General features: G+C 59.1%; 22 protein-coding genes and 1 tRNA gene. 12 read left to right on the forward strand and 11 right to left on the reverse strand.

Annotated elements, in window-relative coordinates:
• Window positions 1-10 precede the first annotated feature (10 nt).
• Both ACR0L4_RS01255 and ACR0L4_RS01260 read left to right on the forward strand, forming a co-directional pair.
• A complete protein-coding gene (locus tag ACR0L4_RS01255) occupies window positions 11-790 on the forward strand; it encodes a type III pantothenate kinase (protein ID WP_480509977.1) in 780 nt (259 codons plus the stop codon).
• On the forward strand, window positions 787-2,454 hold the full coding sequence (locus ACR0L4_RS01260) for a ribonuclease J (protein WP_480509980.1): 1,668 nt from the start codon (window positions 787-789) through the stop codon (window positions 2,452-2,454). The genes ACR0L4_RS01255 and ACR0L4_RS01260 overlap by 4 nt, the downstream gene beginning before the upstream one ends.
• Before the next feature lie 8 nt (window positions 2,455-2,462).
• Here the strand turns inward: ACR0L4_RS01260 and ACR0L4_RS01265 are convergent, their stop codons facing one another.
• A complete protein-coding gene (locus ACR0L4_RS01265; protein WP_170749232.1) occupies window positions 2,463-3,164 on the reverse strand; it encodes an NUDIX hydrolase in 702 nt (233 codons plus the stop codon).
• 16 nt (window positions 3,165-3,180) lie between these two features.
• Window positions 3,181-3,576: a DUF983 domain-containing protein gene (locus tag ACR0L4_RS01270; RefSeq protein WP_170749233.1), complete on the reverse strand. Its 396-nt coding sequence runs from the start codon at window positions 3,574-3,576 to the stop codon at window positions 3,181-3,183.
• A 213-nt stretch (window positions 3,577-3,789) separates the two neighbouring features.
• On the opposite strand from ACR0L4_RS01270, the gene ACR0L4_RS01275 reads away from it, so the two are divergent.
• From ACR0L4_RS01275 to ACR0L4_RS01290, 4 genes are read left to right on the forward strand one after another with little or no spacing between them, the layout of a single operon-like run.
• A complete protein-coding gene (locus ACR0L4_RS01275) occupies window positions 3,790-4,257 on the forward strand; it encodes an EF-hand domain-containing protein (RefSeq protein ID WP_170748429.1) in 468 nt (155 codons plus the stop codon).
• Between the two features lie 6 nt (window positions 4,258-4,263).
• Complete coding sequence (locus ACR0L4_RS01280) at window positions 4,264-4,878, forward strand: RNA polymerase sigma factor (RefSeq protein WP_480509984.1); 615 nt, start codon at window positions 4,264-4,266, stop codon at window positions 4,876-4,878.
• Window positions 4,871-5,224 (forward strand): hypothetical protein, encoded by a 354-nt coding sequence (locus ACR0L4_RS01285; protein WP_480509986.1) that lies wholly within the window; start codon window positions 4,871-4,873, stop codon window positions 5,222-5,224. Before ACR0L4_RS01280 ends, ACR0L4_RS01285 begins: the two co-directional genes overlap by 8 nt.
• Entirely contained in the window at window positions 5,221-5,694 is a 474-nt protein-coding gene (locus tag ACR0L4_RS01290) for a periplasmic heavy metal sensor (RefSeq protein ID WP_480509988.1), read from the forward strand. The genes ACR0L4_RS01285 and ACR0L4_RS01290 overlap by 4 nt, the downstream gene beginning before the upstream one ends.
• A 5-nt stretch (window positions 5,695-5,699) precedes the next feature.
• On the opposite strand, the gene ACR0L4_RS01295 is transcribed toward ACR0L4_RS01290, so the two are convergent.
• Complete coding sequence (locus ACR0L4_RS01295; protein ID WP_480509990.1) at window positions 5,700-7,097, reverse strand: diguanylate cyclase; 1,398 nt, start codon at window positions 7,095-7,097, stop codon at window positions 5,700-5,702.
• Window positions 7,098-7,185: 88 nt separating this feature from the next.
• Between ACR0L4_RS01295 and ACR0L4_RS01300 the strand changes: the two genes are divergently transcribed.
• The 5 genes from ACR0L4_RS01300 (at window position 7,186) to ACR0L4_RS01320 (ending at window position 11,566) form a co-directional block, all read left to right on the forward strand.
• Window positions 7,186-7,470, forward strand: coding sequence for a DUF3572 domain-containing protein (locus tag ACR0L4_RS01300; protein ID WP_170748434.1), 285 nt, complete (start codon window positions 7,186-7,188; stop codon window positions 7,468-7,470).
• Between the two features lie 27 nt (window positions 7,471-7,497).
• The gene (locus ACR0L4_RS01305; RefSeq protein ID WP_480509992.1) at window positions 7,498-8,190 is read left to right on the forward strand and encodes an HAD family hydrolase; all 693 of its coding nucleotides are present in this window, start codon (window positions 7,498-7,500) and stop codon (window positions 8,188-8,190) included.
• A 121-nt stretch (window positions 8,191-8,311) separates the two neighbouring features.
• Complete coding sequence (locus ACR0L4_RS01310; protein WP_480509994.1) at window positions 8,312-9,871, forward strand: trimethylamine methyltransferase family protein; 1,560 nt, start codon at window positions 8,312-8,314, stop codon at window positions 9,869-9,871.
• Window positions 9,872-9,989: 118 nt separating this feature from the next.
• A complete protein-coding gene (locus ACR0L4_RS01315) occupies window positions 9,990-10,577 on the forward strand; it encodes a heme NO-binding domain-containing protein (RefSeq protein WP_480509996.1) in 588 nt (195 codons plus the stop codon).
• Window positions 10,574-11,566, forward strand: coding sequence for a GGDEF domain-containing protein (locus ACR0L4_RS01320; protein WP_480509998.1), 993 nt, complete (start codon window positions 10,574-10,576; stop codon window positions 11,564-11,566). The genes ACR0L4_RS01315 and ACR0L4_RS01320 overlap by 4 nt, the downstream gene beginning before the upstream one ends.
• A 2-nt stretch (window positions 11,567-11,568) precedes the next feature.
• Here the strand turns inward: ACR0L4_RS01320 and ACR0L4_RS01325 are convergent, their stop codons facing one another.
• From ACR0L4_RS01325 to ACR0L4_RS01360, 8 genes are all read right to left on the reverse strand, one after another.
• Complete coding sequence (locus ACR0L4_RS01325; protein ID WP_480510000.1) at window positions 11,569-12,267, reverse strand: CbiX/SirB N-terminal domain-containing protein; 699 nt, start codon at window positions 12,265-12,267, stop codon at window positions 11,569-11,571.
• A 71-nt stretch (window positions 12,268-12,338) separates the two neighbouring features.
• Complete coding sequence (locus tag ACR0L4_RS01330; protein WP_480510002.1) at window positions 12,339-13,271, reverse strand: AEC family transporter; 933 nt, start codon at window positions 13,269-13,271, stop codon at window positions 12,339-12,341.
• A 45-nt stretch (window positions 13,272-13,316) separates the two neighbouring features.
• Window positions 13,317-14,114 (reverse strand): MBL fold metallo-hydrolase, encoded by a 798-nt coding sequence (locus ACR0L4_RS01335; RefSeq protein WP_170748441.1) that lies wholly within the window; start codon window positions 14,112-14,114, stop codon window positions 13,317-13,319.
• A complete protein-coding gene (locus ACR0L4_RS01340; RefSeq protein ID WP_170748442.1) occupies window positions 14,111-14,917 on the reverse strand; it encodes a TatD family hydrolase in 807 nt (268 codons plus the stop codon). Before ACR0L4_RS01340 ends, ACR0L4_RS01335 begins: the two co-directional genes overlap by 4 nt.
• Window positions 14,914-16,035: a DNA polymerase III subunit delta' gene (locus ACR0L4_RS01345; RefSeq protein WP_480510005.1), complete on the reverse strand. Its 1,122-nt coding sequence runs from the start codon at window positions 16,033-16,035 to the stop codon at window positions 14,914-14,916. The genes ACR0L4_RS01340 and ACR0L4_RS01345 overlap by 4 nt, the downstream gene beginning before the upstream one ends.
• Window positions 16,036-16,038: 3 nt before the next feature.
• Complete coding sequence (gene tmk / locus ACR0L4_RS01350; protein ID WP_480510007.1) at window positions 16,039-16,665, reverse strand: dTMP kinase; 627 nt, start codon at window positions 16,663-16,665, stop codon at window positions 16,039-16,041.
• Window positions 16,662-17,789 (reverse strand): D-alanyl-D-alanine carboxypeptidase family protein, encoded by a 1,128-nt coding sequence (locus tag ACR0L4_RS01355; protein ID WP_480511119.1) that lies wholly within the window; start codon window positions 17,787-17,789, stop codon window positions 16,662-16,664. The genes tmk and ACR0L4_RS01355 overlap by 4 nt, the downstream gene beginning before the upstream one ends.
• 56 nt (window positions 17,790-17,845) lie before the next feature.
• Window positions 17,846-19,024, reverse strand: coding sequence for an SPOR domain-containing protein (locus ACR0L4_RS01360; protein WP_480510009.1), 1,179 nt, complete (start codon window positions 19,022-19,024; stop codon window positions 17,846-17,848).
• A 202-nt stretch (window positions 19,025-19,226) separates the two neighbouring features.
• Between ACR0L4_RS01360 and ACR0L4_RS01365 the strand changes: the two genes are divergently transcribed.
• Window positions 19,227-19,316: transfer RNA gene (locus ACR0L4_RS01365), tRNA-Ser, on the forward strand.
• Window positions 19,317-19,451 lie beyond the last annotated feature (135 nt).

The following is a 19,451-nucleotide window of genomic DNA, read 5'->3' on the forward strand; positions in this document are numbered from 1 at the left end:
AGGGGCCCGGATGCTTCTGGCCATCGATTGCGGCAACACGAACACCGTTTTCTCGATCTGGGATGGCGATACGTTTCTGTGCACCCTGCGCACCTCGACCCATCATTCACGCACGGCGGATGCGTATTTCACCTGGTATTCGACGCTGGTGAAACACTACGGCATCGAAGCAAAGATCACCGATGTGATCATCGCCTCGACCGTGCCGCGCGTGGTGTTCAACCTGAGAATTTTTGCCGACAGGTTCTTTGGTTGTCGCCCGTTGGTTGTGGGCAAGCCCGATTGCCTTTTGCCGGTGGCTCCCCGCGTCGATGAAGGCACGGTGCCGGGTCCGGACCGTCTGGCCAATGCCGTCGGCGCATTTGACCGCCACGGCGGCAATGTGGTTGTGGTGGATTTCGGCACCGCGACCAATTTCGATGTCGTGGCCGCCGATGGCGCCTATGTCGGTGGTATCATCGCACCGGGTGTGAACCTCAGTCTTGAAGCCCTTCACCAGGGTGCGGCGGCACTGCCGCATATCGACATCACCCGCCCGGACAAGGTGATTGGTACGAATACGGTTGGCTGTATCCAATCCGGCGTGTATTGGGGCTATTCCGGTCTGATCGAAGGGTTGATTGCCCGCATCAAGGCCGAATACGGAATGCCGATGAAAGTCGTTGGAACCGGAGGGCTTGCGCCCTTGTTCGATCAGGCCGACGTGGGGTTCGACGCTATCGAAGATGATCTGACGATGCACGGCCTGACCGTGATCCATCGCTATAACAAGGAAAATGGCTCAACATGAGCAGCGAAAGACTGATCTACCTGCCGCTGGGCGGGGCCGGTGAAATCGGCATGAATGCCTATGTGTATGGCTATGGTGAACCAGGCAAAGAACGCCTGATCCTTGTCGATCTTGGTGTGACTTTCCCCGATATGGACACAACGCCGGGCGTGGACTTGATCCATGCCGATATCTCGTGGCTGCAAGAGCGGTCAGATCGGCTTGAGGCGGTGTTTGTAACCCACGCCCACGAGGATCACGTGGGCGCTGTGGCGCACTGCTATGAGACGCTGGGGGCTCCGGTCTATGCCCGCGCTTTCACTGCCAATATCGCGCGCCGCAAGATGGAAGAACATGGCCACCCCGAAGATGCCGTGCAAACGGCCTCGGCTTGGCCCGAGCAAGTTTCTGTTGGCCCGTTCGATGTTGGATTCCTGCCGGTTTCGCATTCGATCCCTGAAAGTGCGGCACTTGTGATCGATACGCCAGCGGGCCGTATCGTGCATTCGGGCGATTTCAAACTGGACGCGAACCCGGTGGTGGGCGAACCCTTTGACCCGGATCTGTGGGCTGAGATCGCCAAATCGGGCGTCAAGGCGTTGGTCTGTGACAGTACAAACGTGTTCTCGACCCATCCTGGGCGCTCGGAATCCGAAGTTGGCCCAGAAATCACCAAACTGGTCGAAAGGGCAGAGGGCATGGTCGTTGCGACCACCTTCGCCTCGAACGTGGCGCGGGTGAAGACTTTGGCCGAAGCCGGGCAGAGGGCCGGGCGTTCGGTTGTGCTGCTGGGGCGTGCCATGCGCCGGATGATCGAGGCGGCGACGGAAACCGGCATCCTTCAGGACTTCCCCAAAGTGATCAGCGCTGAAGAGGCGGTGGATCTGCCGCGCCAGAACCTGATGCTGATTGTGACCGGCAGTCAGGGCGAGCGCCGTGCCGCCAGCGCGCAACTGGCGCGTGGCAAGTATCGCGGGATCGAGCTGAAAGAGGGCGATCTGTTCCTGTTCTCCTCGAAAACCATCCCGGGCAACGAACGCGGCGTGATCTTCATCATGAACCAACTCAGCGAAAAGGGCGTGGATGTGGTGGATGACAGCTCGGGGCTGTATCACGTCTCGGGTCACGCCAACCGGCCTGATCTAGAGAAAGTGCATGGGTTGATCGACCCTCAGATCGTGATCCCGATGCATGGCGAGCACCGCCATCTGCGCGAACATGCGAAACTGGCCGAGGCCGGTGGGCGCACCGGTATCCTGGCCGTCAACGGTACGATGCTGGACCTGACCGGCAACGCCCCCGGCGTCGTGGACTATGTTGAAACCGGGCGCACATATCTGGATGGTACCGTGAAAGTGGGTGCGTTGGACGGGGTCGTCCGCGACCGCATCCGCATGGCGTTGAATGGCCACGTCACCGTGACGGTCATTCTGGATGAAGAGGATGAGCCATTGGGCGAGCCCTGGTGCGATACCATGGGCCTATCCGAGATTGGAACCTCTCGTGCCCCGCTGATTGACGTGCTGGAGGAAGATCTGAACCAGTTCCTGATGCGCGCCGAAGCGAAAACCCTGCGCGACGACGACAAGCTGGATGAGGCAATGCGGCGGATCGTGCGACAGACGGCTAAATCAGAGATCGGTAAGAAGCCCGAAGTCACCGTTGTGATCAGCCGAATGAAATAGTCCGTTCGTTAGTCGACATCGGGCATCGGGAACCCCCGAAGACGCAGGAACAAGCTGGCCTCATCATTGTTCTGGTAAAAAGGTACCGATTCCGGAGGCGCGGGATCGGTCACGCGGGCTGCGATTTCGGCCAGAACAACCTCGGTGATGAAGGGCAGGTCCAGATCGCGGGCCCGGTCGAGCTTGACCCATTGAAGATGCGACAGCTCATCCGAGGCACGGCTGAAATCGTCGGGATCGCCCTGAAGCGCATCGGCATCAACCAGAAAGAAACGGGCATCAAACCGCCGGGGGCGCCCCGGGGGTGTGACGGCCCGGAACACGAACTGCAAAGCCTCGGCCGCAGGTCGATAGCCCAGGGCCGCAAAGCTGGACCAATCGGACGATGCGTGTCCCGGCCAATCACCGGGTTGCCCAAGCACCAATCCGGTTTCCTCCCACAATTCGCGGATCGCCGCCACGGCAAGGGCCTGTTGCAGCCCCGGCTCGGCGTGTTCAGAAAGCCGTTGGTGACAGAGATCCGGCAAGGGGGTCACCAGTTGGATATCTGCGTCCTCAGGGTCGACCGCACCGCCGGGAAAAACGAACTTGTTGGGCATGAAGACCGCCTTGGCCCCACGCTGTCCCATCAGAATGGACGGCTCAGTCAGCCTGTTGCGCAACACGATGACGGTTGCGGCGTTGCGAATGGCGGTTTTGTCTATGGTCATGCCCGGTCCGATCCGGTCATGCGGCTTTTTCGAACCCATGCATGCGCCGGGCCCACTGATAAGCCACAACGGCCCCTTTCAACCGGGGCAGCAGGAACAGTGACAGCGCCACACAACCGATCGAAAACGAGATTGCCATAGTCCACGGATCCGGACGCCAATGCACATAAGACACGTGCAGGGCCGGGGCCAGAAGGTGTCCAACCAGCAGGATCGTCAGATAGGCCGGTCCGTCATCAGCGCGGTGGTGAAACAGCTCTTGCCCGCAGTTCGCGCAGTGGTCGTTCACTTTCAGATAGCTGTGCAACAACTGTCCTTCACCACATTTGGGGCAACGACAGCGAAAGCCTTTGACCAAGGCAGGCCAGGTTTGGCGGTCTTCCTCGGTCGGTGTGTCGATGGTCTGATCCATAGTAACATAACTCAAGCGTTCATCTTTATGCGATACTGCGCCTCTTGGGCCGAAGATGAAAGGGGGGTGCGTCGCTTTGCGTCGGAACCCGCGATGGGGTGCTGACAAAAAACTGAAAAAATATTTGGTCCTATGCGACGGAAACCCGAGCCTGTCTCGTTTGAAGAGATATGAGCAGCGGTGATGAGGCCGCGTAAACAAGGGAAATAAGTCATGAAAAGCGCAACATTCATCTCGGGGATTGTTCTTGTGGCCATCGCCGTCACCGGCACCTCGGTTCTGGCCGCTGGCCCCAAAGACCGCGCACCGGTCTCGTTCCAGGAACTGGACGCAAACGGAGACGGGCAGGTGACGAAGGAGGAAATGGAAGCCCATCGCAACGCGCGGTTTACCACAGCCGATACCGATGGTGACGGCCAGCTGAGTGTTCAGGAAATGCAGGCCGCAGCACAGCAAAACGCCAACGACCGGGTCACAAAGATGTTCGAAAAGCACGATGCCAACGGCGATGGGTTTCTGAGTGATGATGAGTTGCCGAAACCGCGCCGGGCTGACAAGATGTTTGACCGGATCGACGCGGATAGCAGCGGCGGTATCTCGGAGCAGGAATTTGCCAATGCAAAAGACAAGATGGGCCGGCATAACAAGAAGCGCCAGAAATCGGACGCAGACGATAGCTGATGCAGGATGGAGGATCTGACCTCCTATCCTCAGGACGTTCGCGGTGTCATGTGCACCGCGAGCGACCTCAACGACGATGCGTTGTTGAGGCGATTTGCTGATGGCGATGCCGGGGCCTCTCGGATTTTGACAGATCGACTGGGGCCGCGAAGTTATTCGGTCGCATTGCGGGTGCTCGGCAACCGGGCCGAGGCCGAAGATGTAACGCAAGACGCAATGATGCGGCTTTGGCAGATGGCGCCCAATTGGGAACCAGGCACGGCCAAGGTTTCGACGTGGCTTTATCGGGTGACGCTGAACCTGTGTCTGGATCGGAAGCGCAGAAAGACACCGGATCAGATGTCAGATGAGGCCGAGCCCGAGGATGGCGCGGCCAGCGTCGTCGACAAGTTGCAGGACACGGCACGCAAGGATGCGTTGCAGGACGCATTGTCTCAACTGCCCGAGCGGCAGCGGCAAGCCGTCGTCCTGCGTCATATCGAGGAGCTGCCGAACCCCGAGATTGCCGGTGTGATGGGCATTTCGGTAGAAGCGGTGGAAAGTCTGACTGCGCGTGGAAAACGAGCGCTTTCGGCCATTTTGGCCGGGCGCAGGGATGAACTGGGGTATGACGATGGCTGATGAAGACATGAAACTGGACGACCTGTTTGCCCAGGCGCGACGTAACCGTCCCTCATTGCCGGATGATCTGGCCGTTCGCATCCAGACCGACGCCGAATCCGTCCGACTGGACCGCGTAGCGGACCAAACCCGCCCAAAACGCAGCCTCTGGACGCGGTTACTTGGCAACGTCGGTGGTTGGCAAGGGTGCAGCGGGTTGGCAGCCGCCAGCGTGACCGGCATTTTCATCGGCTTGTTCGCGCCAGCCTTTCTGCCCGACCCGGCCAGCCTGCTGACTGGCGAGGACAGCAGTTTCCTCACGGCGGATCTGGGATTTGACACAAGCTTTCTGGAGAGTACCGAATGAGCACTGATCCCAAACCCAAACGCCGATGGATGCCTGTGGTTCTGACGGTCTCTCTGGCGTTGAACCTTTTGATCGTCGGGATGGCGGTTGGTACCATGCTGCGCCTGAAAGGAGGCGAACACGCCAAGGCACCGCCCGGGTTCGGACCAGCCTTGTATCGTGCTTTGCCAAAAGAGGATCGCAAGCTTTTGCGGGGTGAGTTGTCCAGCAAACACACCAAGGGGTCCAAAGGACGCGCGCAGGATTTTGCAAAACTCAGCACCGCGTTGCGAACAGTTCCATTTGATCCTGAGACCGTTGCGCAGTTGTTGCAGCAACAGGCGCAGGCGACGGCTGACCTGCAAGCTGCGCTTCAGGTGCAGTGGCTGGCGCGGGTCACGGCCATGAGCGACGAAGAACGCCAGAACTATGCCACCCGCTTGGAACAAGTCGTGGAACGCGGGCCGCGTGGTCACAAGAAAAAGGATTGAATGGTTCAGGCCGCGTTCTGCCGGATCATGACCTGATTGCGACCGGCCTGTTTGGCGGCGTAGAGCGCCTTGTCGGCGGATTTGATCAACTGCTCAACTGATTCAACCGGGTCTTGCGGCAGATAGTCAGACACCGACATTTTCAACCCGATGCTGATGGTTACCGAAATCGTCGCGCTTTGGTCCGGCAGACGGAACGGCGTGGCGCAGATCGCATCGCAAAGCGCACTGGCCAGTGTCAACGCCTTGCTGCGAGAGATGTTGGGAACGCCGACCATGAATTCTTCGCCGCCGATGCGGGCGACGAATCCGGTCTCGCCCAACACGTTCTGCATTCGCACGGCAGCCTGTGTCAGGACAAGATCGCCACTGGCGTGGCCAAACCTGTCGTTGATCGCTTTGAAGTGGTCTAGATCGGCAAGCATCACCGCAAAGCCACGACTGCTTTGTGCAGATTGTCGAGCAATCTGTTCGATGGCCCGCATCGCGTAGCGTCGATTGTGCAATCCGGTCAGCGGATCAATCCAGGACTCGGCAATGCCCTTCCTGAGCGAGTCCCGCATCTGATCCATCCTGCTTTTGCGGGCGATCTGATTGTCCAACCGCAGTAGAACCTCTTGGGTACAAAACCCGCCCAGACACACTGTATCCGCGCCGCGATCCAATGCTTCGGCGGCCCGGGCGGCGTTGTCGTCGGCCTGCACACCGATCAGAACCGTGTGGCGCGTGGCGCTGCGTGATCTGAGGTCGGCCAGAATATTCTGAACCGACAGGCTTCTATCCAGCTCAACCAAGATTGCGTCCGGGATTGCGCCTGACAGAAGGGCCTGGAGGTCCGATTGCAGGTGGGTTGATATGGAGTAGGGCGTTTGGCTGGACAAGCTTTTGTGCCAAAGCGCGCCCGTGCGCGCCGATTGGGCCAGAATCGCAACCTGAGCGGTTTTGGGGGCGGCCAGCAAGATGGTGGCAGGTTCGGCAAAACCGATCGGTGGGGTGTTGTCGCGCAACTGTAGATCCTGCGTATCGGCACGCGCGCGCAACAGGCTGCGGATACGCGCCAGTAAAAGCGTATCTTTGAACGGGTGGGTCAGGACATCGTCCAGACCATCTGCCAAGGCGCGCAGCCTGGCCTGCTTGTCGTTCTGGGCGGCCAGTGCAACCACGGGCACATCGCCCAGGTCTGGGTGAGACGTGATCAGTTTTTTGACATCCGCCGCTGATCCATCCGGTAGGGTCTGTGCGGTCAGCACCAGATCAGGGCGTGTACGTCGCAAGAGAGCGGCCAGACCATTCAGTTTTTCCCCCTGAACAACGTGATACCACGCCGCTGTCAGCTGAACCTTCAGCATGATGCGGTTTGTTGATACCCCGTCGAGGACAAGGATGGTTCCCTGTACGGACATAGTCGTTCACCATCGATTGCATGCGTGAACAAAGTCTTTATGACTCTGGTTAACAAACCCTTTCCAAAATCCGATCCGAGGCCAGTTAATGCCGATTTCCGAAGATTCCGCCCAAACGCTCGCCCTGAACGCACTGGGCTGGCTGGTGGGAAATGACGAGCTTTTACCCGTGTTTCTGGGCTCAACCGGCGCCGCGGTCAATGATCTGCGGGACAGGGCCGGCGAACCGGAGTTCATGGCATCCGTGTTGGATTTTCTGATGCTCGACGATTCGTGGATCATGGCGTTCTGTGACGCGGCCTCGGTGCCCTATGATCAACCCGCACAGGCGAAGGCCGTACTGTCGGGCGGTTCCGACGTTCACTGGACCTGATCCAAACCCCATTTGAAGGAGGTCTTCATGCCAATCGATGCGATCGTGTTTGACAAGGATGGCACGTTGTTTGATTTCGCCAATACCTGGGGCGCATTCGGGCGGCTTATGCTGATTCGCCTGGCCAATAACGATGCTGATCGCGCGGCCGAGTTGGGGCAGGTCATAGGTTTCGATTTGGACACCGAAACCTATGCATATGACAGCATCGTCATTGCAGCGACCGTTGAAGAGATTGCCGAGGTGCTGTTGCCGCATGTCGCGGGGATGACCCGGGACGCTCTGGTAGATTTGATGAATGCCGAGGCGGCTGTTGCTCCGCAAGCGCCAGCTGTGCCGCTGGGGCCGTTCCTGTCAGGTCTGAAGCAATCCGGTCTGAAACTGGGTGTTGCAACGAATGACAGCGAACACCCTGCCTTGCAGCATCTGGAGTCGGCCGGGATCAAGGACCATTTCGACTTTGTTGCCGGATACGACAGTGGCCATGGCTTCAAACCCGGCCCCGGTCAGTTGCTGGCCTTTGCAGCCCATGTCGGTGTTCAGCCAGATCGGATCGCAATGGTTGGGGACAGTCTGCATGATCTTCAGGCCGGGCGGGCCGCGGGGATGATCACGATCGGCGTTCTAACCGGCTTGGCCGAGGCGGATGCGCTGGCTCCCATGGCGGATGTCGTTCTACCGAATATCGGTCATATTCCGGCTTGGCTGGCGGAAAACTAAACCTCCTTCATCGGCTTCCGGCGGTCTGAGTGTAAAAACCGACACACTCTGTCGCAGATGGGACGGCGTGCCGCGGCGTTCCCGGGCTTGCTTGACGACAAGCAGTTTCAGGGAGGCGAAGATGGCAGAGACCAAAACACGCAAACGTCGTGGGGGAGGACGCGCAGGGGCCGCCGCGCGTCGCGGCAGCGCGGTAATCGATCAGATGCCATGGAACCCTCCGATCAACATTGATGCGCCGACCGAACCGCTGGATCAGGGTGGGATCGAAGCGATTCATGACGGCGCGATGCGCATTCTCGAAGAGATCGGTATCGAGTTCTACAACGAGGAGGCCATCGGCATCCTGCGCGAGGCCGGATGTACGATAGACGGTGACAACGTTCGCATGGGCCGCGATTTTGTGATGGAGATGGTTGGAAAAGCCCCCAGCCGGTTTTCGATCACCCCCCGCAACCCCGATCGCAAGATTGAAATCGGTGGCAAGAATATCCTGTTTGGAAACGTCTCCTCTCCGCCAAACTACTGGGATATGGAGATCGGAACCAAAGTCCCCGGCAATCGCGAGATGTGTCGAAACCTTTTGAAGCTTACCCAGTATTTTAATTGCATTCACTTTGCGGGCGGGTATCCGGTCGAGCCGGTTGATATCCACGCCAGCATCCGCCATCTGGACGTGCTCTTTGACAAGTTGACACTGACGGACAAGGCAATGCACGCCTATTCGCTGGGTAAAGAGCGGGTCGAAGATGTGATGGAAATGGTGCGCATCGCAGGCGGGCTGAGCCATGAAGAGTTCGAGGCAACGCCCCGGATGTACACAAACATAAACTCAACCTCGCCATTGAAACATGACCATCCGATGATCGATGGCTGCTTGCGTCTGGCGCGGCGCGGTCAGGCCATTGTGGTGACGCCCTTTACGCTGGCCGGGGCGATGGCGCCAGTGACCATAGCCGGAGCGGTGGCGCAGTCCTTAGCCGAAGCATTATGTGCCATTGCCCTGTTCCAATATGTGCGCCCGGGTATCCCTTGCGTGATTGGAACATTCACATCGAATGTGGATATGAAATCGGGGGCTCCGGCCTTTGGAACGCCGGAGTACATGCGAGCGACCCAGATGACGGGGCAGATGGCGCGTTTCTATGGCTTGCCAATGCGGTCGTCCGGTGTGTGTGCGGCGAACGTACCGGACGGGCAATCGGTGTGGGAGACGTCGAATTCTCTCTGGGCGTCGGTGCAGTCGGGAACCAACATGGTCTATCACGCGGCGGGTTGGCTTGAAGGCGGATTGATCGCCAGCCCCGAGAAATTCATTATGGATTGCGAAATCCTGCAGCAAATTCAACGCTATATGAACCCGGAACTGACCGCTACCGGCCCGGATGAAATTGCGTTGGATGCGATCCGCTCGGTTGGAAACGATGGGCATTTCTTTGGCATTCAACATACGCAGGACCGCTATAGCACCGCCTTCTATCAGCCCTTTCTGAGCGATTGGAAGAACTATGAAGGTTGGGATGTTGCAGGTGGCATCTGGACAGCCGAACGCGCGCATCACATGTTCAAGGAGATCATTTCCAGCTTTGAAGCACCGCCCATTGATGCGGGTATTCGGGATGAACTGGCCGACTTTGTCGACCGTCGCAAAGCGGAAGGTGGTGCCCCCACGGACTTCTGACCAGGTGGCTTGTGTCACTCTGATACTCGTTAGGATTAAGGGTATTCGCGGGAGTATTTTGGCTTTTTGTTAAGGATTGCCGGACCAGAGTGGAAAGGAAACCAATCTGGGGCATCTGATGCACGGTCTGATCAATCGGGCGATACAATCTTTTGTATGCGCAACTTATGGGCGCCCCTGCTGGCTGCGCGTCGCCGATGCCGCTGACCTGGGTTTCGTCGAGTTCGAGGCGATGCTGGTCTATGACGATACCGTATCTGCGCGGGTCCTTGATGCGCTCAGCTCTGATCTGGGTCGCCCACGATCGGAAATTCTCGAGGATGTGGGGACATATCTCGTGTCACACGCGAACATGGAAGGGTTGCGCCGTCTTCTGCGGTTCGGTGGCGTTACCTATGTCGAGTTCCTGCACTCTCTTGACGATCTGGCAGATCGGGTGCGGTTGGCGGTGTCTGACCTGACGCTGCCGACGCTGGAACTGTCTGAGCTGTCCCCGGCCGAGTATCAACTTTGCTGCTCACCCGGGTTGCCCGGCTATTCAAGCGTGATGGTTGGTGTGCTGCGGGCAATGGCGGACGACTATGGTGCTTTGGTCATGTTGTCCCATGACGGCCAGCAAGGTGAGATCGAGGTGATCTCGATCATGCTCATCGAAAGCGCCTTTTCCGAGGGTCGACATTTCGATCTGGGCGCGCGCCAGGGATGATGGGGATGCATGACCTTGCCGCGTTGCTGAACACGCTGTGCCCGATGTTCCTGTTGGTGGATGAGACCGGACGGATCCGCTGTGTCGGGCCAACTTTGCAAAAGCTGCGCCCGGATACCTCGATGATGGGGCAGAGCTTTCTGGATGTGTTCGAACTGATCCGCCCGCGCACGGTGACGACGATTCCGGCTTTGATGGCAGTGGCCGGGGCCAAACTGCATCTGAGGTTCCATGATGAACCCAGAACGGCGCTGAAAGGGTTGGTGGCCCCGTTACCCAGTGGCGAAGGCGCGGTGATCAACCTGTCCTTTGGAATCTCGATTCTGGATGCGGTGCGGGACTATGCCCTGACCAGCGCGGATTTCTCGGGCACCGATCTCGCCATTGAACTGTTGTATCTGGTCGAGGCGAAATCCGCCGCGATGGAGGCGTCGCGGTCGCTGAACCTCAGGCTGCAGGGCGCGATGCTGGCAGCAGAGGAGCAGGCCTATACCGATACTCTGACCGGTCTGAAAAACCGGCGCGCGATGGACCACATGCTAGGGCATCTGATCTCGACCAACGCATCTTTCGCCCTGATGCACCTTGATCTGGATTTTTTCAAGTCGGTGAACGATCAAATGGGCCATGCTGCCGGAGATTTTGTGTTGCAGCAGGCGGCGCAGATCATGCTTGAGGAAACACGCGACGACGACGCCGTAGCGCGGGTCGGCGGGGATGAATTTGTTATCATATTCAAGAATTTGGTGAACGAAGGCAGGCTTGCCGCGATTGCCGAACGCCTGATTACGAGATTGAAAGAGCCAATGCTGTTCCAGGGCAAGATCTGTCGGGTTTCAGCAAGTATAGGAACCGCAGTGTCGTCTCATTTCGATGCCCCTGTGGCCGAGGATATTCTCCAGGCCTCTGATCTGGCGCTGTATCAGGCAAAAAGACAGGGTCGGTCTTGCCACTGTCTGTATTCCACGTTGTTGAAGGCGCAGTCGTGATCCTAGACGAATGCACAGGCTGCTTGCAGCTTCGCGGCAATTCGGCGCTGAATTGGGGGCAATTCCCCGACTACTGGCAATTCGCAACCCTTGAAATCGGCTTGCTCCAATGCCTCAGGCACGTCGTCCAATACGTGGCCGCCGCGACAGGCGAAAAAAGGCAGGCAAAATGCCTGATCCATCGCGCCTTGTGCAGCGTCTAAAATCGACGGAGGCTCCTCTACAAAACCAAGACGGATCGAATGGAATGCGATCCTCCGTCCCAATTGCTCTGCAAAGGCTGCGGCTACCGCTGATGGGTTGCGACTGCGTCCCGATCCGTGTGCGGCGATGATCAGGTCCGTTGCCGATGCGTCCCAGTTCTTCTCTGACAATGCCATGTTCAGCGCATCGCCAACCAAGGTCGGAAGCTCTGGATCAGTGCCCAGAGGGTCCAGAATGCGCAGGTCACGATCACCGACGCGTTTTGGCAAGGCACTGGTCACGAACCAGCCTTTGGCCATGAACATTGGGTAAATGACACTTGAAGCGGGCAAAACATCCATTGCTGCCTCAAGCCGTCCAGGGGCGGCCAGAGTTGCCGATTGCACCGATACCCCTTCGGTCATCGCGTTGACCCCTGCCGCGAATGCAGCAAGCGAGGCCTCGGCGGGCTCTGGGTCCGAGGGCTGACCATGGGCGACGATGAGGGCGTGCTGCATGCCAAGTTTCCTGTGCAAGTGTGCGAAAGATGTGCTGTTTAACAGCAAAGTCAATCCGCAAGATGGATGTCTTACCCCAAGAGTGTAAGCCACATCCACACAGTCAGGATGGAAACGGCCGTGCCGATCAATACGGACGAGGCCGCGACCCGTTTCGCGCGTCCATACATATTCGCAAAGACATAGGCATTGACGCCAGGAGCCATGGCCGATGTCAGCAGGCCCGAACGGAACAGGTCTTGTGGGACGGCCAAAGACGTTCCCAAGAGCCACATGAGACTTGGATGCAGCACCAGTGCGATCCCGCAGACATAAGCAATCGTGCGCAAATCGCCCTCGGGCCGGTATTTGACCAGTACACCACCAAGCGCAAACAAAGCCGCAGGCAGAGCCGCGCGGGCGACAAGCCCCAGCGCTTCGTCCAAGACGGCGGGAATGATCAGCCCGGACAGATTGACCAAAAAACCCAGGGCGATGCCAAGGATCAAAGCATTCTGGAACATCGCAGACAGCACGGACCGAACCATGCGCGTGCCGCCGTTACCACGATTGCGCACAACTTCCATCACGGTAATGCCGATGCCGTAACAAACCGGAGAGTGGAAGGCGATGATGGCATAGTTGCCGACCAGGTTGTCCGGCCCATAGGCGCGTTCGGTGATCGGCAGGCCCAGCAGAACGGAATTTGAGAAGAGGCAACAGAAGCCGATCGCAACGCAATCCTCCCAATCACGCCCAAAGATCAGCCGTGCGCCAAACAGTCCGGCCGTAAAACACAAAGCAGCGGCGGTATAAAAGCTGATCAGCAGGCGAGGGTTGAAGCCGGTGCTCAAATCCAGATGCGCGATGGCCAGAAACAGCAGGCAGGGGATCGCGAACCCTTGCGTGAATTTCATCAACCCATCGACGTGAATGTCTTTGAAATAGCCTGTGCGGGTCGCCGCATATCCTGCGCCAATGACCAGAAAGACCGGAAGAATAACGTTGATCAGGCTCTGGAGCATATCGCCCTCGTGCTTGGCGATATTTGGATGGCGCGCGGCAGGGCCTTACAGAGCCTGTTCGATCACCATGCCATCATAGGCCGGGGTGATGTGATCGGCGGTCTCGGCATCGACGGTCGCATAATCCAGATCGATATGCATATTGGTCAAAACTGCGCGTTTGGGCTGCAGCTTTTCGATCCAGCCCAGCGTCTTTTCCAGATGCGCATGGGTAGGGTGCGGGGCGCGGCGCAAGGCGTCGATGACAAGGCACTCCAACCCTTCCATTGCGGGCCAGGCATCGTCGTAAATCTCGGCGACATCCGGCAGGTAGGCCAGGTTCCCCATTCGAAATCCCAGCGAGTCGATCGAACCGTGATTGACCTTGAACGGTTGAAACGGGATGGGTCCGCCCGGGCCATCCACCTCAAAGATACCATCAATGGACTTGAGATCGAGGATCGGGGGATAGGGCGAGCCTTCGGGTTGTATGAAGGCGTAGCCAAAGCGGCTGAGCAAGGCGTTTTGCGTGTCGCCATCTGCCCAGACTGGGACGCGGGACCTCATGTTGAAGACGATCATCCTGAGGTCGTCGATGCCGTGTACATGGTCGGCGTGCGAATGGGTATAGATCACCCCGTCCAACCGCCCGGTGCCCGTATCCAGCAACTGGCTGCGCATATCCGGCGTGGTGTCGATCAGAACCGAGGTCGTTCCCTCCGGCCCATCCCGTTCGACAAGCATCGAACAGCGGCGACGGATGTTCTTCGGGTTTGCGGGGTCGCAATCGCCCCACTGATCACCCAGCCGGGGGACGCCGCCGGAGGATCCGCAGCCCAGAATGGTACACCTCAGCTGGGTCATGCAGCCGCCTTGTGCAACGCGACCTTTGTGAACAGGCGATCAAAGTTAGCCTGCGTCTTGGCTGCGAAATCGGCATAGGTCATGCCGAAAACCTCTGCACCCTTGCGGGCCGTGTGTGCCGTGTAAGCCGGTTCGTTCCGTTTGCCGCGAAAGGGTGGTGGGGCCAAGTAGGGCGCGTCGGTTTCGACCAGAACGCGGTCCACCGGGGCGGCAGCAAAGATATCGCGCAGCTCCTGACTTTTGGGGAAAGCGGCAATGCCGGACATGGACAGGTAAAACCCCAGATCCAGAGCGGCCCTGGCCAGCTCGGCCGAGGATGAAAAGCAGTGCATGACGCAGGAATAGGGCGCGTTTCGATATTCGTCTGTCAGAATGCGGGCCATGTCGTCATCGGCTGCGCGTGCATGGATGATCAGGGGCAGCCCGGTGCGCTGAGCGGCCTCGATATGGATGCGCAGCGACTGTTTCTGCGCCTCGGCACTGTCAGCGGTGTAGTGATAATCCAGCCCGGATTCACCAATGCCTACAAATTTCGGATGCTGTGAAAGCGCGACCAATTCCTCAACCGTCGCCATCGGCTCATCTGCGGCGCTCATCGGGTGGGTGCCAGCCGCATAGAAGACCGGTGTGTGAGCCTCGGCAATCGCGCGCACGGTGGGCTCGTTGCGCAGGCGGGTGCAGATCGTGACCATCCGGGTCACACCGGCCTCGGCGGCATTGGCGACGATCTGGTCCAACTGCCCCTCGAAATCGGGGAAGTCCAGATGGCAATGGCTGTCGGTAATTTCGGGCGTGTCGCTCATCTGCTCTGACCGGCGGTTTCCTGTATCTTGAACACCGTATCTAGGACCAATGCAGCAGGGTCAAGGTTCACAGACTGCCCATGGCGTGCGCGGGCCGTGATTGTCGCCGCGACCTCGGCCCAGCGGCGGGCCTGATCTGGTGAAGAAGACAGGCGCGCCAATACTGCGGCTTCATTTGGAGCCGCTTCGGGCATGGGGGGCGCACCGGCGGCCCCGGTCAGGGCGAGACGCGACAGGGCGACGTCGATCAAAGTCAGCAACAATTCGAACCGGTCGGCTGCACCGCGTTGGGCCGCAGCTTCGGCCAGGGCCAAAGCTCGCTGGCGGTCCATGCGGGGCAGGGTGTCCAGAACCGCAATCAATTCGGTGTAAATCTCCAGCCCGCCCAGATTGATCAGGCGCACGGCATCGCCTATCGACCCAGCGGCCAGAGCAGACAGATGCTCGGACTGGTTCGGTACTTGGGCACCAGTCTGCACAAGTGCCGCCTGCATGTCGTCCGGTGCAAGGGGCGACAATCGCAGCGTCCGGCAACGCGACCGGATTGTTGGCAACAGGCGCGAGGGTTGGTGCGAGATCAGCAGAAGCGTGGTCCGCGCAGGCGGCTCCTCCAGCATTTTCAGGAGTGCATTTGCAGCGCTGATATTCATCTCATCTGCCGAGTCCACGATGACAACGCGCCGTCCACCATCCGCCGAGGACAGACCGAAAAACTTGCCCAGCTTTCGGATGTCATCCACGACAATCTCGCCACGTAGCCGTCCTTGATCGTTCAGCGAACGGGTGATCGTCGCAAGACCGGGTTCGGCCCCCGCCAAAATGCGGTGCGCGACAGGGTGGTCCGGTTTGATGTCCAGCGTCTCGGGCGGCGGGGGCGCGCCGAACAACCCGTCCTTTTCCGCAGGAGGGGTTGCCAAAAGAAACCGTGCGATCCGCCAGGCCAGTGTCGCCTTTCCAACCCCTCGGGGGCCGGTCAAAAGCCAGCCGTGGTGCAGCCGGTCCGAGGTATAGGCGGTTAGAAACGCTTGTTCTGCAGCGTCTTGGCCAAACAACCGGGCGGTTTCACGCGGGTGAGGTGCACCGGGTGCCTGATCGGGTTTTGGGGTGTCGTCGTTCATCGTCTACCGCAATGCTGCCTTGACGATGTCTCTCACATCCTGTGCGACGCTGTCCATGTCGCGATTGCCGTCCACCACTTGAAATCGGTCCGAGAACTCATCAGCCAGGGCCAGAAACCCGGCGCGCATCTGTCTTTGAAGGGCCGGACCGAAATCCTCGAACCGTTCTTCGGTGCCCTGCCGCCCCTTGGCGCGGGACAGGCCAGTGTCCGGGTCCATGTCGATCAGCAGCGTCATGTCTGGTTCGCGCCCGATCATCAGATCATGCAACTGATCCACCATTGATCGCAGATTGCCTCGCGAGAGACCTTGGTACATCCGGGTGCTATCGGCAAACCGGTCGCAGATCACCACCTTGCCCTCGGCCAGCGCCGGATCGATCGTGCGTTCCAGATGATCGCGGCGGGCGGCTGTGAACAGCAGCAACTCGGTTTCGGCCGACCATCTGTCGGGATCCCCCTCCAGCACAAGGCTGCGGATTTCTTCGGCCCCGGGCGAGCCTCCGGGTTCGCGTGTCAGCACAACCTGATGGCCTGCGTCACGCAGATACTCCGCCAGCATCCGGGCCTGAGTTGACTTGCCTGATCCGTCTATGCCTTCAAAGGTCAGGAATAACCCGCGTCGCGTCACATCGACTCCAGCGGGTTGTTGATGACATCCTTCAAGACAATTCCGCCGACGGTCATCATCCGCACCAGAAAACCACCCAATGCAACATCTTCCGCCGCAAAAAGCGGTCGGCGAATTTCGGGAAGGCCGTCGGGTTTGATCACCAGCTCAGCCAACTGCTGACCTTTTGCGACCGGGGCGTTGATGGGGCCGTCATAGACAACCTCGGCCTCGACATTCTGTGTGCCCAGAACCGGGAACAGCACGTTCAGATCACCCTCGGGCACCAGACCCACGGTCCGTTTTTCACCCATCCACAGTTGGGCTTCGGCTATTGGCGTTTCTTCGGTGGCAACTGTCCTCTCGACAAAATTTCGAAACGACCAGTTAACCACGGACTCAGCCTCCTCTGCCCGCTGTGCGGTTGTGTCGATGCCGGTTAGCACGAAAATCACCCGTCGATCCCCTTGTTTGGCAGAACCGACAAGACCGTAGCCGGCCTCTTGCGTATGGCCGGTCTTCAGGCCGTCGGCACCAATGTCAAGCTTTAGCAATGGGTTGCGGTTGCGGGTATTGGCAGGTGCGCGCCCGTCGAATTCGAACTCTTCCTCGGCAAACAACGGGTAGTATTCAGGGAAGTCGGTAATTAGCCGGTCCGCAAGAACAGCCAAATCATGGACCGACATCATATGTCCCGCAGCTGGCCATCCGTTGGAGTTGGCAAAATTCGAGTTGTTCATGCCCATTTGCTGCGCCCGCTGGGTCGTGTAACGGGCAAACCCGGCCTCGGTTCCGTCAGGGCTGAGCGCCTCGGCGATCACGACACAGGCGTCATTGCCCGACAACACGATGATCCCACGGATCAGGTCCTCGACAGTCACCCGGTCCTGCGTGTTCAGAAACATGGTCGAGCCGCCATAGCTCATGGCGTGTTCTGATACCGGAAGGGTTTCCTGCAGGGTTAAACGCCCGTCGCGAAGGGCTTCGAACGCCACGTAAAGCGTCATCAGCTTCGACATCGACGCCGGTGGCAGAGGCTGATCGGCTTCTTTCGACAGCAGTACTGTTCCGGTCGTCTGGTCCATCACATAAGCGGCCCGCGCCGAGGTGTCGAACGCATGGGCAGGCAAGGTCAGAACGGCCATGCCAAAGGTGAATACGGATGTTCGCAATGCGGATAGCACGGGGGCGTCTCCTGTTCTCAGTTGGACACGGTAAATGCGTCGGTAAAGCCCAGATCCTTGACGTCGTTCTGGATGGCTTTGCGCTCGGCACGTGTGGCAGCGGGACCGACAAGAACCCGCCAGACTGTATTGTTTTCGGTTTTCAACTCGCGCACATCCGCTGCCATGCCGTTTCGACGGATTTTTGCGGCTGCGCTGTCGGCATTGGCCTCGACCCCGAACGTGCCAACCTGAACAAAGGGTTTGGACAGGGCCGAGGATACTGCTGCTGCGGCAGCAGCTGGCGTCGCCTCAGATGCCTCAATGGCCGCTGCCGCGCCTTCGATCGGATCTAGGGTGGTTTCGGTGATCTCGTTCGGGTCTTTTCTCTGCCACCACTTCCGCTTGGCCGGTTTTTCCGCAGGGGCAGTGACCGGCGCATCGGTAAGGGCAGGAGAGGGGGCTGCTTCGAGTGCCGTTTCCGCGGTGGTTTCGACCACGTCTTCTGTGACTTCTGCAGCGGTGTCGGTCGCTGCTTCGGTTGTGTCCGAGGCCACTGCCGCCACGCCAGCTGCGCCTGCCGCCGCCGCAGCAGGTTTCTTGCGCTGCCACCATTTCCGCTTGGCCGGCTTTTCGGTCTCGACCGCAGCCTCGGCAGCATCAGCCGAAGCGATCTCGGTGTCTTGGCTTTCGGCGTCAGGTTCAGGAGCGGCTTCAACCTCTTCTGCGACCACCTCAGGTTCGGGTTCTGGTGGCGTTTCGACAATGGCCTCTCGACGCAGGGCAACCACGTTGATCTTTGCAGGCGCGCCTGCCAGCATGCCCAATTGTTCAGCGGCCGCTGATGACACCTGAAGGGCCGGGCCGGGCAGGTTGCGTTCGCGCCTGAACAAGGCACCCGTTACCGATTTGTTGTTGGCCGCATTCTTGATCACCACGCGTTCGGGTTGAGTCACATCCGGGTGCGCCACCCAGATGCCGCCCAGCGACGGGCGCCCGTCCCAAAGCCCGGCTTCGGTCAGCTCGAACACGTCCGGCGCTTCCACGTCGCGCTGAGCGCTGGTGGATGCCTGTGGGAACAGCTCGGTTGCGTTGGATTTTTCTTCCGGTTTTTCAGCTGTTGTCAGGACGTCTTCACAGCCCGACAGCGCGGCCAGAGCCAATGCCAGACACGCCAGCCGTTTTGGTCCCGGGCGGATCTCAGTCGCTCGCTTCATCTTGTCATCCCTTGCCTGAAGGGGCCTCGTTCTCCGAGCCCCACCGTCAGCCTTCCGGTTCTTCGCGCCGGTCTGCTGCGGTCTTTCACGGGGATCATAACCTGAGCGCGGTGTCATGGAAAGTCCGCTGCGCAGGCTTCGGCAAGATTTCCCGATTTCGACTTGCCTCTGAATTCAGTTGGCCTTAGACCCTGCCTTCGACGGGGAGGTGGCAGAGTGGTCGAATGCGGCGGTCTTGAAAACCGTTGGGCGTGAGAGCGTCCCCAGGGTTCGAATCCCTGTCTCCCCGCCACACTGCACCGTGTCCCCCAAATCCCTTTTTTCTGGTTGTGCGCATGGTACAAGCGTCACGGCTTCTTCGACGGGATCGACACTGCAAAATTAAAATCGTCGCCCAATCTTGCATTCGGAAAGTCTGGTAACCGAT

This window comes from Ruegeria sp. AB5 (assembly GCF_056542645.1).

What these genes read in the sequence shown, in the direction of transcription:
- ACR0L4_RS01255 (WP_480509977.1), top strand. Translation starts at nt 11, where the DNA reads ATGCTTCTGGCCATCGATTGCGGCAACACGAACACCGTTTTCTCGATC.
- ACR0L4_RS01260 (WP_480509980.1), top strand. Translation starts at nt 787, where the DNA reads ATGAGCAGCGAAAGACTGATCTACCTGCCGCTGGGCGGGGCCGGTGAA.
- ACR0L4_RS01265 (WP_170749232.1), bottom strand. Translation starts at nt 3,164, where the DNA reads ATGACCATAGACAAAACCGCCATTCGCAACGCCGCAACCGTCATCGTG.
- ACR0L4_RS01270 (WP_170749233.1), bottom strand. Translation starts at nt 3,576, where the DNA reads ATGGATCAGACCATCGACACACCGACCGAGGAAGACCGCCAAACCTGG.
- ACR0L4_RS01275 (WP_170748429.1), top strand. Translation starts at nt 3,790, where the DNA reads ATGAAAAGCGCAACATTCATCTCGGGGATTGTTCTTGTGGCCATCGCC.
- ACR0L4_RS01280 (WP_480509984.1), top strand. Translation starts at nt 4,264, where the DNA reads ATGGAGGATCTGACCTCCTATCCTCAGGACGTTCGCGGTGTCATGTGC.
- ACR0L4_RS01285 (WP_480509986.1), top strand. Translation starts at nt 4,871, where the DNA reads ATGGCTGATGAAGACATGAAACTGGACGACCTGTTTGCCCAGGCGCGA.
- ACR0L4_RS01290 (WP_480509988.1), top strand. Translation starts at nt 5,221, where the DNA reads ATGAGCACTGATCCCAAACCCAAACGCCGATGGATGCCTGTGGTTCTG.
- ACR0L4_RS01295 (WP_480509990.1), bottom strand. Translation starts at nt 7,097, where the DNA reads ATGTCCGTACAGGGAACCATCCTTGTCCTCGACGGGGTATCAACAAAC.
- ACR0L4_RS01300 (WP_170748434.1), top strand. Translation starts at nt 7,186, where the DNA reads ATGCCGATTTCCGAAGATTCCGCCCAAACGCTCGCCCTGAACGCACTG.
- ACR0L4_RS01305 (WP_480509992.1), top strand. Translation starts at nt 7,498, where the DNA reads ATGCCAATCGATGCGATCGTGTTTGACAAGGATGGCACGTTGTTTGAT.
- ACR0L4_RS01310 (WP_480509994.1), top strand. Translation starts at nt 8,312, where the DNA reads ATGGCAGAGACCAAAACACGCAAACGTCGTGGGGGAGGACGCGCAGGG.
- ACR0L4_RS01315 (WP_480509996.1), top strand. Translation starts at nt 9,990, where the DNA reads ATGCACGGTCTGATCAATCGGGCGATACAATCTTTTGTATGCGCAACT.
- ACR0L4_RS01320 (WP_480509998.1), top strand. Translation starts at nt 10,574, where the DNA reads ATGATGGGGATGCATGACCTTGCCGCGTTGCTGAACACGCTGTGCCCG.
- ACR0L4_RS01325 (WP_480510000.1), bottom strand. Translation starts at nt 12,267, where the DNA reads ATGCAGCACGCCCTCATCGTCGCCCATGGTCAGCCCTCGGACCCAGAG.
- ACR0L4_RS01330 (WP_480510002.1), bottom strand. Translation starts at nt 13,271, where the DNA reads ATGCTCCAGAGCCTGATCAACGTTATTCTTCCGGTCTTTCTGGTCATT.
- ACR0L4_RS01335 (WP_170748441.1), bottom strand. Translation starts at nt 14,114, where the DNA reads ATGACCCAGCTGAGGTGTACCATTCTGGGCTGCGGATCCTCCGGCGGC.
- ACR0L4_RS01340 (WP_170748442.1), bottom strand. Translation starts at nt 14,917, where the DNA reads ATGAGCGACACGCCCGAAATTACCGACAGCCATTGCCATCTGGACTTC.
- ACR0L4_RS01345 (WP_480510005.1), bottom strand. Translation starts at nt 16,035, where the DNA reads ATGAACGACGACACCCCAAAACCCGATCAGGCACCCGGTGCACCTCAC.
- ACR0L4_RS01355 (WP_480511119.1), bottom strand. Translation starts at nt 17,789, where the DNA reads ATGGCCGTTCTGACCTTGCCTGCCCATGCGTTCGACACCTCGGCGCGG.
- ACR0L4_RS01360 (WP_480510009.1), bottom strand. Translation starts at nt 19,024, where the DNA reads ATGAAGCGAGCGACTGAGATCCGCCCGGGACCAAAACGGCTGGCGTGT.